The following is a 12,515-nucleotide window of genomic DNA, read 5'->3' as shown; positions in this document are numbered from 1 at the left end:
TTCGCCGGCCGTGCATCGTCGAACGACGCCTGGGCGAGTAGGTAATTGATTTGGGCGATGGTCTTCTGCCGATCCACGTCAATGGCGAGCGCGTCGACCTTGGCATTCAATTCGGCAATGCGGGCACGCACGGCTTCGGCGAAGTCACCGTCGTCGTTGTTGTAGGCGGTCAGCGAAGCTTTTGCCTGCTCAGCCATTTGCGGCAGCAGCTGATCGGCGTATAACGCCTGGCGTTCATCGAGACGCGCCAGTTGCACGCTCGCGGTTTCCAGTTCCGCCATCAGCCGACGACCAAGCAAGTGCTTTTCGGTTTTGATGGCCTCGGTTCGATTGACGGCGGCGCTGACTTCCTTGTCCTGCCGGTTACCGGTGAAAATGGGCAGGTCGAAGTTCACGCCTATGGAGAGCAGATCCGCCCGGTCGCGCCCCATGGGATCGTTGTCGCGATAGCCGTATTGGGCTGTCAGGCCCCATTCGGGCTTGTATTTCTGCTTGGCCAGATCAACACCGGTTTGCGTGGCATCGATACGCTGATCCAGCGCCCGCAACGCGGGATGATGACGGATCCATTCGTAGCGCATATGCACGTTGGCGTACTCAATGGTCGGTGCCGACAACGGCCTGGAAAGAGACTGTGTCGGTAGTACCGGAGCCAGAGGGACAGTGGCAGGCGCGCCGATCCATTCGGACAGGAGCTTCTGTGCGGCTTGCTGTTGCTGCCTGAGCACCGTCAGGCGATCGGACAGTCGTGTCAGTTCTAGTTGTGCGCGGATCACGTCCTGCTGGCGCGCCCGGCCCAATGCCGAAGAATAACTGGCCTCGGCGACATCCACCAGTTGCTCAAACAGTGCGCGATCCTGTTCGATCAGCCGGATACTCTCCTGCGCCTTGAAGACCTCCAGCCACAACTGGCTGACCGTAGCGCCTACCTTGGCCCGACGATCCAGCCTTAGTAAGGGATGCTGCTCGGCTAGCTGCTGCTTTTGTCGGCGGGTGAGCGACAGACTGTCACCCCGGGGAAACATTTGGCTGATCCCCACCGACAACTGAGTCATGCCTTCCTGATTGATGTCAAAAGAATCAACAGGGAAACTGCCGGCCATCAGGCTCATTCGGGGATCCGGCAAAGTCGCCGCGGCAGTCGCTTCATCATTGAGGGCCTGCTGAGTGTACTGGCTACCGGTGAGCCAGGGATCGGTATCTATGGCGAGGGTTATCGCCTCGTCCAGCGTCAGGGTCTCGGGAAGGGATTGCGCAAAGGCTATGACACTGCCTATACCGAGCGGCAGGATAAAAAGCATGGTGACGAATATTTTCATGGCTGCGCTTCCGGTTGTTGGAGTGGCTGAACCTGTTGAGCCGCGCTCTCGACACTGGCAAACACTTCAGTGCTGCCGTCTTTTTTCATCAGCAGAACCCGGTATGGCATGAACTTGTCACCCACCTCCATACCCGGACTGCCAACGGGCATGGCGGGCACTGTCAGCCCAATCCCGTCGGCTGGCGGATTAGCCAGAAACTGATGAATATAGCGGGCCGGGATATGCCCCTCAAAGGCATAGCCTTGTGACGACACCGCTGTGTGGCAGGAACGCAGGTTGTTTGCGATTCGATAGCGATCCTTGATGGCGTCCAGATTAGCCGGGTGTTCGACACTGGCCTCAAAGCCCTCGGCTTCAAGGTGACCTATCCATTTTTTACAGCAGCCACAGGTAGGGCTTTTGTAGACGGTAAGCGTTTCAACTGCACCAGCGGATGGGTCAGATGTTTTTGGGTTTTTAGGCCCATCATTACAGGCCGCGATCAAGGGCAGCGTCAACAGCCCCAACACCAAGCCCGTTAATTTAAATCGATACATAGTTGCCTCCGAAGACAATTGAATATTTGCCGCTAATGGTGCCCGGCGTCATCGGCGTCGCGCGCGGTCAGGATCTGGTATTGCTGCGGCGACAACTCGGGTAGGCGCTGCAGGAACGCCACCATGTTCCAGATGCGCTGATCGTCATGACCCGGCCCCCAGGCCGGCATCCCGGAAGCCTTGATGCCATGTTTAATAATCCAGAATTGTCGCTTAATGGCCTCGTCATCATTATCAGTGTCACCGGCATGCTCATGCCCATGCCTATCACCCGTCAGTGTTAGATTGGGCGGCGCGGGATACAGCCCCAGGGTAAAATCACTTTCGGTCTTGCCCGGTTTGAGATGGCAGCCGGTGCACATGTCGTTGTAGTCGGCGCCGCCTGCCAGCAAGCGCTCGGACGAATTCAGGTCGGCCGGCACCTCGATGTCGTTTGATGCGCGGGCGATGGATCGCTCGCGCAGGGTTTCCAGCGTCCAATAAGTCAAGTCGTTGTGATGGTCATCGGCTCCCATTGGATAGAGACCCGAATAGAGGAACCCCACACCGGTCACAGCCGCCACGCCTGCCGCAACGGCGAGGCATTTAAAGCAGGACAAAAACTTAAAGGACGTCATGTTATCTCCTCAGGAATGGCTACCCGTTATTTTTAGTGTTGGTGTTTGGCCGGCTTTTTTTCATCGGCTTTCTCGTCATGGTTACCGTGATCGGTATGGCCTTTGTCCCCATGAGCTTCATGCGATCCTTCTTCATCCTTGTGCATGGCCTTCATGCATTTTTTCATCATGGCCTGCATAACCGGATCTTTCATGTCCATTTTGGAATGATCCATGTCTTTCATGGCCGCACAGTCCGGCGCCTGCGCCTCCTTCATGTGTTCCTTGGGATCGTGGGCCTGGGCTGACAGGGCAAGCAATAATGCCGGCAGGGCGACGAAATAGCTGAGAGATTGGCGTTTCATAATGTGACTCCTAGGTTGTGTTAAAAACATAAGCCGTTTGATTAAAACCAGAACCGGATCCCGGCGACGTACCGGGTATCCTTGGTGGCATCGCCGTTGGCCCGCGCCTGATCGGCGGTGGCGCCAAAGGTGCCGTTCCACTCGACACCGACATAAGGGGCGAACTGGCGTGAAAACTCGTAGCGCAATCGCAGTCCCAGGGCGACATCGGACAAACCGCTACCCAGTCCGTTAACCGCATCGTCTTTGCCATAGGCGGTCAGTTCAGCCCGAGGCTGTAAAATCAGGCGCTGGGTGAGTAGCAATTCGTATTCCGCTTCCTTCATAGCTAATCCATAAGCAGCTAAACCACGATGTAACCCTCCTATGGTTCTTGCCGTATTTACACAGAGTATATGGAAAATAACCTGACTTGAGCCTGACCTGAAAATGACATTTATGTCAGAGATCGGGGTTGGGCCATCCGTCACTACAAAACGCACCGAGATACTTCTGAAATAAAAGCGAAGGGTTATGTTCCTTACAGAATTGTAATGAAGATCGCCTGAACGGGGTCAGTTCATGTCGGTCGTATTTCATGTGGGCGACTCTTGAAGGAGCTCTCAAGCAACTATGTTTAACGATGGAACAACGATTCCGGAGAACGCAATGACTAATTCCATGTATCAGTCCTGTATCCAGGCATGTTGGACATGTGCTCAGGCATGCGAGCGGATGGCAGCGTAATTCCTGGCCGCTGCCCTGTGGTTGCGGAGCTCCAGGGCAGCAATGTCGTCATCTACTCCATTTTTAGAGGTAATTGAACCTCAAACGTGGTTGCCTCCGTTGTGGAGAACGCTCTGATCTTCCCGCCGTGGGCTTCGATAATCGATTTCGTGATGGCCAAGCCCAGCCCGGCACCTTCGCTGCTACGTTGGCGGGATGCGTCGAGCCTGTAGAATCGTTCAAAAATATGATTCAAATGCTCTTCAGGTATAGGTGGCCCTGGGTTCTGTATGCGGATTCTTACGCTACCGGAGTTCACTTGAAGGGTTGTGGTTACGCTCTGCCCCTCTGGCGTATGCCGGACTGCATTGGACAGCAAGTTACTCAAGGCGCGACGGATCATTAGTCGGTCGCCATGGACATGAACTTGCTCTCCGGTATTTTCTAACAGCACCTCCCGCTCTTCTGCCCAGGCGCTGAAATAATCGAACAGGTTTCTCAGCTCTGACTGAAGATCGATATCGACCAGTTCCGGTTTCAGCAGCTGATTATCAGCCTGAGCCAGAAAAAGCATGTCACCGACCATCTTGGCCATGCGATCATATTCTTCGAGGTTTGAATACAGCACTTCCCGGTACTGCTCCACGCTGCGCGCCTGGGTTAGCGCTACCTCAGTATGGGTTCTCAAATTGGTAATGGGTGTGCGCAGTTCGTGCGCGATGTCACCGGAAAAATCCGATAGGCGTCGGAATACATCTTCAAGCCTGCCAATCATTTCATTGAAGGAAATCGTCAGCTCTACCAACTCGGCGGGGACGGATCGCGGTTCAAGGCGAAAATCCATCTGATCAGACCTGATGCGTCTCATCTCTCGGCTGATACGTCGAATAGGAGCGTGTCCCTGGTAAACCGCGAACCAGGTTGCCAGAAGAACTATCAAGCACGCGGCAAGGGTGACAATCCGAAGGTGGTTCCGAAAGCCGTCCAGGTAATGCAGATGAAAGTCGATTCCTGTGGCGACCGCGAGTCTGAACCTGGCTTTGCCTTCAAGCCTGTCTGATTCAATCCACAAGACCGCACCACGAAAGGCTTCTTGATGATCATTCCAGCTCTCAACCGTATCGATAGTGATTTCTTCTACAGGTCGGGCAGTGCGGGCGAACGTGTCCAGATTGAAACCCGGTGTTGAGTAGATCAATGACCCGCTATCGGTACTGATTCGGTATTGGGCGTTACGATGGCCTGTTACCACGCTAGCGAGACGCTGATGCAGTTCGTCGGCGGGTATATCGGCCGGTACGGTCGCGAGGAGGTATTGCAACGCCTGAACTACTGAATTGAGCTCATCCACATCCTGCTGGACGAAATGATTATTGATAGAGCGCTCCATCATCCAGCCAAAGGTGAGGAGAACAGCGGTTATCACAGCGCCAATGGAGACGGTGAGTCTAACGACCAGAGATAGCGGGCGTCTTTTCATGGGCTAGCCTGGCTGTGTCACGTCAAGCATATAACCCATGCCGCGTACGGTATGAATCAGCTTTGGTTCAAAATCATCATCGATCTTCGCGCGCAGCCGCCGGATAGCAACATCGATGACATTGGTGTCACTGTCAAAATTCATGTCCCACACCTGGGAAGCGATCAATGAGCGTGGTAACACTTCCCCTTGGCGCCGCACAAGGAGTTCAAGTAGGGTGAACTCCTTGTTGGTCAAGTTGATCCTCACGCCATGTCGCTGTGCGCGACGGCGAGGTATATCCAGCATCAGGTCAGCCACCTGGAGTTGATCCTGAAAAACCGGCGCAGCACCGCGCCGTAACAATGTACGTACTCGTGCCAGCAGCTCCGAAAAAGCAAAAGGCTTGACCAGATAGTCGTCCGCTCCCAATTCCAGACCCTTGACCCGGTCTTCTACACTGTCCCTTGCGGTGAGAAATAACACAGGCGTGGTGGATCTGGCCTCTCTCAATGACTGCATAATTCGCCAGCCATCCACATCAGGCAGCATTACATCAAGGACAATCAAGTCATACGAGCCGGTAAGCGCCAGGTGGTGACCATCGAGCCCGGTCCGGGCGAGATCTACCACAAAGCCGGATTCCATGAGGCCCTGCCGGATATAATCCCCAGTTTTCACTTCATCTTCTACGATGAGAATCTTCATCGTTCCACTCCGCTCTACAGTTCAGGCCAAGGAAGCCAGTCCATTTCATTGTCGTCAATATCAATTTTATAGTCTGAAATCTGCCCACAACATGACCAGAAAATGACAAATATGTAATGTTGGTGGCCGGAAGCTAGGTTATATCGGTGAGAAAAGCGTTGTTCGCATAACATGACTAAAATGTAATGCTTGCGGGAGCAGTCTGGTCATCTTTAACTACTAAGCTTATGGCATCATGATTCATGTAATCTCCTCCTTTAAGAAGCCGCAAAAAACGCGGCGCAAACTGCCTGCTTATTTGAAAAGGTGCTTATCCATGGTTCACGATAATTCTGAGTCTCATTGTCATCACCATACACCCTCCCACACGGGCTCAGGGCTTACAGACCCGGTCTGCGGCATGGGTGTAACGGCAGACTCTGCCCAGCATGTTGAGCATGCGGGTAAAACTTACTACTTCTGCAGCACCAAATGCATGAATAGATTCCAGCATGACCCTGAGAAGTTTCTTTCACCAACCCCGCCACCTCCCTCGGAAGCGGTCAAAGGCACAATTTATACGTGCCCGATGCATCCGGAAATACGTCAGGACAACCCCGGAACCTGCCCTAAATGCGGCATGGCACTTGAACCCCTGATGCCCAGTCTGGAAGATGACAATCCCGAGCTGGACGATTTTTCCAGGCGATTCTGGTGGACATTGCCTTTTACCGTCATTGTCACGGTGCTTGCCATGTTTGGGCCACAGCTTGGCTGGTTCGAGATGGCGACGCAAACGTGGATAGAGCTTGTACTGTCGCTTCCCGTGGTGCTGTGGGCCGGACAGCCGTTCTTCGTACGGGGTTGGCAATCAGTGGTCAACCGCAGTCCCAACATGTGGACGCTCATCGGCTTGGGTACCGGTGCCGCCTTCGTCTACAGCACGCTGGCAACCGTAGCTCCCGGTATATTTCCGGAAACATTCATGTCCATGGGGCGTGTGGCGGTTTATTTCGAAGCCGCAGTGGTGATCATTTCCCTTACGCTGTTTGGTCAGGTGCTGGAGCTTCGCGCGCGTTCCCAGACATCCGCTGCCGTCCGGTCATTGCTCGGTCTGGCGCCCAAGACGGCCCGCCGTATCAATGCAGACGGAACAGAAGAAGATGTACCGCTGACGCATGTGCATGAAGGTGATCGTTTACGCGTACGTCCCGGTGAGAAAGTTCCTGTCGATGGCATTGTTGAAGAGGGTGCAAGTTCTCTCGATGAATCCATGTTGACTGGTGAATCGTTACCCATCAGCAAGCGCCCGGGTGACAAGGTCATAGGGGCAACGATGAACACCTCTGGTGCACTTGTGATCCGGGCGGAGAAAGTCGGCTCGGCCACTGTGTTGTCACAAATTGTCCAGTTGGTGGCTCAGGCCCAACGCTCTCGGGCGCCGATGCAACGGATGGCTGATTTGGTGGCGGGTTACTTTGTCATGGCGGTGGTAGCCATCGCCATCCTCACCTTGGTCGTGTGGGGCATGTTCGGCCCGCAGCCAAGCTGGGTCTATGGCCTGATCAATGCGGTCGCTGTTCTGATCATCGCTTGCCCTTGTGCGCTGGGGCTCGCAACGCCCATGTCAGTCATGGTTGCTACCGGACGAGGCGCAACCCAGGGTGTTCTGTTTCGTGATGCAGCAGCAATAGAAAATCTGCGCAAAGTCGATACGCTCATCGTAGACAAGACCGGCACCTTGACAGAAGGCCGACCCGCATTCGATCAGGCTGTTTCCGCTGGCGAGTTGGACGCCGATGAAATCTTGCGCCTGGCTGCCAGCCTCGATCAAGGCAGCGAGCATCCTTTGGCTGACGCTATTGTCAGCGCTGCGCGCGAACGTAATTTGGTGCTCAGCCCAGTGGACGACTTTGACTCGGGTAGCGGCATAGGCGTACGGGGCAAGGTTGAAGGCAAAACACTGCTGTTGGGCAACACTGCGTTCATGCAGCAGGATAACGTCAATGTTGATGGCCTGGCTGCCACCGCTGAGGGATGGAGGACAAAGGGTGCGAGTGTGATGTACCTGGCGGTTGACGGCACACTGGTCGGCCTACTCGCCGTTTCCGACCCCATCAAACAGAGCACCCCTGAAGCGGTACAGGCGCTCAAGGCCGCGGGAATCAGGGTCATCATGGCTACTGGTGACGGTATTTCAACGGCAAAAGCGGTCGCCGAACAACTAGGCATAGACGAAGTTCATGGCGAAGTGAAACCGGCCGACAAGCTGAATCTGGTTGATAAGCTTCAATCAGAAGGTTGCATCGTTGCGATGGCGGGCGACGGCATCAACGATGCCCCGGCACTGGCCAAGGCGAATGTCGGTATCGCTATGGGAACCGGGACGGACGTAGCGATGAACAGTGCGCAAATCACCTTGGTAAAAGGAGACCTGCGGGGTATCTCGATTGCCCGGGACCTGTCAAACAAGACTGTTCTCAATATGAAGCAGAACCTTGGTTTTGCGTTCATTTATAATGCGTTAGGCGTTCCACTGGCTGCTGGCGTCCTGTACCCGTTTGCCGGGTTGCTTCTATCACCCATGTTTGCAGCCCTGGCGATGAGTCTGAGTTCAGCGTCCGTTGTATTCAACTCGCTGCGGCTTCGTGGTTCGGTTTAAGCTGGATACGTCGAGGGGGTAGCGGAAAATGGCGAGTCTCTACTCGCCATTTTTCTTCGGTTTTTCTAGCTATAAGAAAGTACCCCGTATCGCACACCCTGCGTCATTGATGACGCAGGGTGGTTTGTTTCTGCGCCTGTAGAACCTCAGCTGGCCAGGTACTTTTGATGTAAGCCAGCACCGCGACAATATCTTCATCAGTCAAAATATTTCGGTATGCGGGCATATCGCTTTCGTAGTCGGGCGGTGCGGTTCTGCCGGGTACCAGGCCATTTTTCACCATATCCACCAGCATGGCATCCGAGTGGTGCCACGTGTGCCCGGTTTGATCATGGGGCGGGGCAGGTAATCTCCCATTGGGTAGACGTTGACGCCAGTTTTCCTGCCCTTGCAGCGACTCTCCATGACACACCGCGCAATGTATTGTGTAGATGGACTGGCCAAGCGTGACCTGATTCTTATCGGCTGGATCTATAAACTCGGGTCCAGACACATGTGTGGCCGTATAAAGGAAGGCGACGGCGCCAACTATCGCAACGCCGATCGCTCCGAAGACTTGATTTCTTCCAGGCATCTATCTATCTCCGATGACTTCGACTGTGCCTACCATCCCCGCCTCGGTATGGCCTGGAATGAGGCATGCAAAATCAACCTTGCCCGGCTGATCAAACTGCCACACCAGACCGCCTACCTTGCCTGATTGTAGAGTAATCATGTTCGGCTCTTCGTGTTCCATACCAGGTGCTGCCAGCATTTCAGCTGCATGCGCCTTGAGCTCTTCTATTGAGCCAATCACCATTTCATGCGGCACCTGTCCTACGTTCTTGATAAAAAAACGAACTGTTTCGCCCGCTTCAACCTGGATATTGCTGGGAGTGAAGTGCATGTGGTCATCCATGATGATGTCAATCGTCCGGGAAACGTTCGCCGGATCGCCGGGCTGACCCACTGTAGAAGTAGCGTGCGACATGGTCGGCATGTCATGTCCGTGCATGTCGTGCCCGGAGTGGTCAACTGCTGCGATAGCAAAGGCTGGCAGCAGACTGAACGCGAGAATGGTAAAAGTCTTTTTCATAGTGAATGCTCTCCAAGAGTCGATTAGTGGGATAGCTGATAGAACTACCCAGTTAAAAAGCCGTTGTCAGAAGCGGAAGCTCAGGCCAGTCACAAAGCGGGTTTCCTGTCTGGACTCTCCCGCTGCCCGGGCGTAATCCGCTGTTTTACTGAATTTGCTAGCCCATTCCACACCAACATAAGGGACCAGCTGTCGAGTTATTTCGTATTTAACGCGTAATCCAGCAGTACCATCGGTCAAACCACTGCCGATTCCCCAGCGCTCATCGTCTTTGCCATGAAAGTTCACTTCCATCCGCGATTGCAAGTAGAGCTTCTGGGTTAGTCTGATGTCGTATTCCGCTTCCAGGGCCAGGGCAGTACGTCCGCTCGGGCCGACGTAAGCGGTTGCATCTACTTCAAACCAATAGGGCGCCAGTCCTTTGAAGCCGAATGCCAGCCACTCTCGATTCGGCGCGCCGTCTGCATGGTCAAACCGAAAACCAAGCTCGGTATCCCAAAAGGTAGAAACTGCATGGCGCCATAGCAGTTGCGTCTCGGACTCCTGTAGCTTACCGCCAGCCACGTCACCTTCTGCCTTGATCACAGCGCGGTTATAGGTGCTGCCATACCAGGCCTCGCCCTCATATGCTGCCATACCAGGCCTCGCCCTCATATGCCGCCCATTCCTCGCCTCGCGCCTTGACGTACTCCAACCGGTCGAAGTAAACGGAACCGAAGTTATGCATGTCCGACATGATTAGCGCATCTGCTGGGGGTAGAGCATATTGACCCGCATTGCGCACATAGCCATCGGAGTAGGCATCGGGATCGCGAGCATCTGCCGGGGCCGAACCGCCTTGCATCTGCATATCGCCGTGATCCATTTCGCCACTGCCGTGATCCATACCTGACATTGAGCCATGGTCCATACCTGTCATGTCCATGGAACTATGATCCATATCCGACATGTTCATGGTTCCATGATTCATGCCAGCGGCCTCCGCAGGTACGCTGGACTCCGGCGCGACAGGCATGTGGTCTGCGTGTCCTGCATGTTGGGTTTGCCCATAGGCAAAAACGGGCATCACAGCTCCTGTAGCCATCACTGCGGCAAGGAGTTTCTTTTTCAAGGGATTGTTCATGATCCGGATGCCTGATGTGTTAAGCGTTGTTTTCATGCCACCACCACTTCACGGAACATCCCCGCATCCATGTGCAGCATCAGGTGGCAGTGCCACGCCCATCGCCCAAGCGCATCAGCTGTCACGAGAAAGCTGATGCGCTGAGCAGGCTGCACAGGAATTGTGTGGCGTCGTGCTAGAAACTGTCCGTCAGGCGTTTCCAGTTCACTCCACATGCCGTGCAAATGCATGGGGTGTGTCATCATGGTGTCGTTATGCAATATGATCCTGACCCGCTCGCCGTACTGAAAACGCACCGGCGTCGATTTCCCATACTCAACACCGTCGAACGACCAGCTATAGCGCTCCATATTCCCAGTCAGATGGAGTTCGATCTCACGCTCTGCACCGCGCGGATCCATCGGGCCGCCGACGGTATGCAAGTCGGCTAGCGTGAGTACACGCCGCCCATTATTGCGCAGGCCGATGCCTGGGTCGTCCAGGTTGGTACGCGGCATATCGACTCGCATATCAATACTGGCCCCGTATTCGGTCCTGGCGTGGCGTACTTCGGTACTGGCACCAGCCGCTGCCATTGCGCCATGATCCATCCCCGCCATATTGCCGTGGTTCATCCCAGCCATACTGCCATGATCCATGGCACCACCATGACTCATACCCGCCATGCCACTACCCATGGCGCCCATCATATCTCCCATGGAAAGCCATTCGACTGGATCAATCGCCGGGACTGGCGCTTCGAGACCGGCATGCGTAGCCAAGGTACCGCGCGCGTAACCTGTGCGATCCATGGCTTGGGCATAGATGGTGTACGCATCACTCTTCGGCTGCACCAGAACGTCGTAGGTTTCCCCTGGTCCAAACCGGAACTCATCAACGGTTACTGGCTCCACATTCACGCCATCGGCTTGGACTACAGTCAATTCAAGGCCAGGGATGCGGACGTCGTAGAAGGTGTTGGCGGCGCCGTTGATGAAGCGCAACCGTACACGCTCACCGGGCCGAAACAGGCCCGTCCAGTTACCTGCCGGGGTAGTACCATTCATCAGGTAAGTCAGCACATCGGCGGACAAGTCGGCCAAGTCCGTGGGACTCATCCGCATTTCATTCCACATCTTGCGCTTATCAATTGCTGCTTTCAGTCCTGTGCGCGAGGCATCCTGGAAGAACTCTACTGCGGTAGGCTGGTTGTAGTTGTAGTAGTCCCCCTGCATCTTGAGCTTGGCCAGAACCCGCATTGGGTCCTCATCAGTCCAGTCAGACAGCTGCACAACGTACTCACGGTCTGCGCATATGGGGTCGGTTTGAGCCGGATCGATAATGATCGCACCGTAGACCCCCGTCGCCTCCTGCATGCCAGAGTGCGAGTGGTACCAATACGTACCGCTTTGCTGCACTTTGAACTGGTAGGTGAAGGTCTCGCCAGGCTGAATGCCTCGAAAGCTGATGCCCGGTACGCCATCCATTTCAAATGGCAGAATGATGCCGTGCCAATGAATAGATGTGGTTTCCTTCAGCCGGTTCGTCACTCGAATGGTGATGGTATCGCCTTCACGCCAGCGTAATGTTGGAGCTGGCAGTGAGCCGTTAATGGTCGTGGCTATGCGGGGGTTGCCCGTAAAGTTGACAGCGGACTCACCTATCTCTAGATCGAACTGGGTACCGCTCAGAATATTTGCCGTACCCGTTTTCGTGCCCGCAGCTGATAGCAGGCCTGTAGCGCGCGCCAATGGAGAAAGGGCCAGCAATACACCACCGGCTGCCAGGCCTTGAACAAAACGGCGTCGAGACAAACCCGGGTTAAGAATGGGGAGTTCAGTTAAGTGTTTCACGCAATGAGAATCCTTTATCAGGTAGTTCGATGACTCAATGAGATACGCTGGGACTGGACCATCGGCAGCGGTTACTTGACTCTAGTCAAATAGAGCTGTCGCACGCGTGAAGCCTGCATTACTTTTCTGTAATCCCGGCGTCAGGAATACGGG

Annotated in this window: 12 protein-coding genes and 1 pseudogene; 1 reads left to right on the top strand and 12 read right to left on the bottom strand. The window is 54.7% G+C overall.

Translation table 11 applies throughout. The annotated features are described in order from the left end of the window. Nucleotides 1-17: 17 nt before the first annotated feature. The 7 genes and pseudogenes from NYR02_RS19595 to NYR02_RS05395 all read right to left on the bottom strand — a co-directional run. Nucleotides 18-581: pseudogene (locus NYR02_RS19595) on the bottom strand (TolC family protein); the annotation flags it as partial. A gap of 734 nt (nt 582-1,315) precedes the next feature. Next, complete coding sequence (locus tag NYR02_RS05420; RefSeq protein WP_260975367.1) at nt 1,316-1,858, bottom strand: DUF411 domain-containing protein; 543 nt, start codon at nt 1,856-1,858, stop codon at nt 1,316-1,318. Nucleotides 1,859-1,890: 32 nt separating this feature from the next. Beyond that, a complete protein-coding gene (locus NYR02_RS05415) occupies nt 1,891-2,475 on the bottom strand; it encodes a c-type cytochrome (RefSeq protein WP_260975366.1) in 585 nt (194 codons plus the stop codon). Between the two features lie 32 nt (nt 2,476-2,507). Then, nucleotides 2,508-2,819 carry a hypothetical protein gene (locus tag NYR02_RS05410; protein WP_260975365.1) on the bottom strand — a complete coding sequence of 104 codons (312 nt, stop codon included), beginning with the start codon at nt 2,817-2,819 and terminating at the stop codon, nt 2,508-2,510. Between the two features lie 41 nt (nt 2,820-2,860). After that, nucleotides 2,861-3,145: a copper resistance protein B gene (locus NYR02_RS05405; RefSeq protein WP_260975364.1), complete on the bottom strand. Its 285-nt coding sequence runs from the start codon at nt 3,143-3,145 to the stop codon at nt 2,861-2,863. A gap of 452 nt (nt 3,146-3,597) precedes the next feature. Further along, nucleotides 3,598-5,004, bottom strand: a complete 1,407-nt coding sequence (locus tag NYR02_RS05400; RefSeq protein ID WP_260975363.1) for an Imm58 family immunity protein — start codon at nt 5,002-5,004, stop codon at nt 3,598-3,600. Nucleotides 5,005-5,007: 3 nt separating this feature from the next. Beyond that, nucleotides 5,008-5,691 carry a heavy metal response regulator transcription factor gene (locus NYR02_RS05395; RefSeq protein WP_228346303.1) on the bottom strand — a complete coding sequence of 228 codons (684 nt, stop codon included), beginning with the start codon at nt 5,689-5,691 and terminating at the stop codon, nt 5,008-5,010. 316 nt (nt 5,692-6,007) lie between these two features. On the opposite strand from NYR02_RS05395, the gene NYR02_RS05390 reads away from it, so the two are divergent. After that, nucleotides 6,008-8,332, top strand: coding sequence for a heavy metal translocating P-type ATPase (locus NYR02_RS05390; RefSeq protein ID WP_228346302.1), 2,325 nt, complete (start codon nt 6,008-6,010; stop codon nt 8,330-8,332). 103 nt (nt 8,333-8,435) lie between these two features. Here NYR02_RS05390 and NYR02_RS05385 read toward each other — a convergent pair whose 3' ends face one another. From NYR02_RS05385 to NYR02_RS05365, 5 genes are all read right to left on the bottom strand, one after another. After that, nucleotides 8,436-8,906, bottom strand: a complete 471-nt coding sequence (locus NYR02_RS05385; protein ID WP_260975362.1) for a c-type cytochrome — start codon at nt 8,904-8,906, stop codon at nt 8,436-8,438. Then, a complete protein-coding gene (locus tag NYR02_RS05380; protein WP_260975361.1) occupies nt 8,907-9,407 on the bottom strand; it encodes a cupredoxin domain-containing protein in 501 nt (166 codons plus the stop codon). It lies immediately after the preceding gene. A 66-nt stretch (nt 9,408-9,473) separates the two neighbouring features. Next, nucleotides 9,474-10,043, bottom strand: a complete 570-nt coding sequence (locus NYR02_RS05375; protein WP_260975360.1) for a copper resistance protein B — start codon at nt 10,041-10,043, stop codon at nt 9,474-9,476. Further along, nucleotides 10,030-10,566, bottom strand: a complete 537-nt coding sequence (locus tag NYR02_RS05370) for a hypothetical protein (protein ID WP_260975702.1) — start codon at nt 10,564-10,566, stop codon at nt 10,030-10,032. Before NYR02_RS05370 ends, NYR02_RS05375 begins: the two co-directional genes overlap by 14 nt. Continuing rightward, nucleotides 10,563-12,362: a copper resistance system multicopper oxidase gene (locus NYR02_RS05365; RefSeq protein ID WP_260975359.1), complete on the bottom strand. Its 1,800-nt coding sequence runs from the start codon at nt 12,360-12,362 to the stop codon at nt 10,563-10,565. The genes NYR02_RS05370 and NYR02_RS05365 overlap by 4 nt, the downstream gene beginning before the upstream one ends. Nucleotides 12,363-12,515 lie beyond the last annotated feature (153 nt).

The sequence above is a fragment of the Thalassolituus pacificus genome, assembly GCF_025318105.1.
GTDB lineage: Bacteria > Pseudomonadota > Gammaproteobacteria > Pseudomonadales > Oceanobacteraceae > Venatoribacter > Venatoribacter pacificus.
This window is presented reverse-complemented; position numbering and strand designations above follow the sequence as displayed.

Bases quoted from the DNA above. Each gene is read 5' to 3' on its own strand.
- NYR02_RS05420 (WP_260975367.1), bottom strand. From the start codon at position 1,858: ATGTATCGATTTAAATTAACGGGCTTGGTGTTGGGGCTGTTGACGCTG.
- NYR02_RS05415 (WP_260975366.1), bottom strand. From the start codon at position 2,475: ATGACGTCCTTTAAGTTTTTGTCCTGCTTTAAATGCCTCGCCGTTGCG.
- NYR02_RS05410 (WP_260975365.1), bottom strand. From the start codon at position 2,819: ATGAAACGCCAATCTCTCAGCTATTTCGTCGCCCTGCCGGCATTATTG.
- NYR02_RS05405 (WP_260975364.1), bottom strand. From the start codon at position 3,145: ATGAAGGAAGCGGAATACGAATTGCTACTCACCCAGCGCCTGATTTTA.
- NYR02_RS05400 (WP_260975363.1), bottom strand. From the start codon at position 5,004: ATGAAAAGACGCCCGCTATCTCTGGTCGTTAGACTCACCGTCTCCATT.
- NYR02_RS05395 (WP_228346303.1), bottom strand. From the start codon at position 5,691: ATGAAGATTCTCATCGTAGAAGATGAAGTGAAAACTGGGGATTATATC.
- NYR02_RS05390 (WP_228346302.1), top strand. From the start codon at position 6,008: ATGGTTCACGATAATTCTGAGTCTCATTGTCATCACCATACACCCTCC.
- NYR02_RS05385 (WP_260975362.1), bottom strand. From the start codon at position 8,906: ATGCCTGGAAGAAATCAAGTCTTCGGAGCGATCGGCGTTGCGATAGTT.
- NYR02_RS05380 (WP_260975361.1), bottom strand. From the start codon at position 9,407: ATGAAAAAGACTTTTACCATTCTCGCGTTCAGTCTGCTGCCAGCCTTT.
- NYR02_RS05375 (WP_260975360.1), bottom strand. From the start codon at position 10,043: ATGGCAGCATATGAGGGCGAGGCCTGGTATGGCAGCACCTATAACCGC.
- NYR02_RS05370 (WP_260975702.1), bottom strand. From the start codon at position 10,566: ATGAAAACAACGCTTAACACATCAGGCATCCGGATCATGAACAATCCC.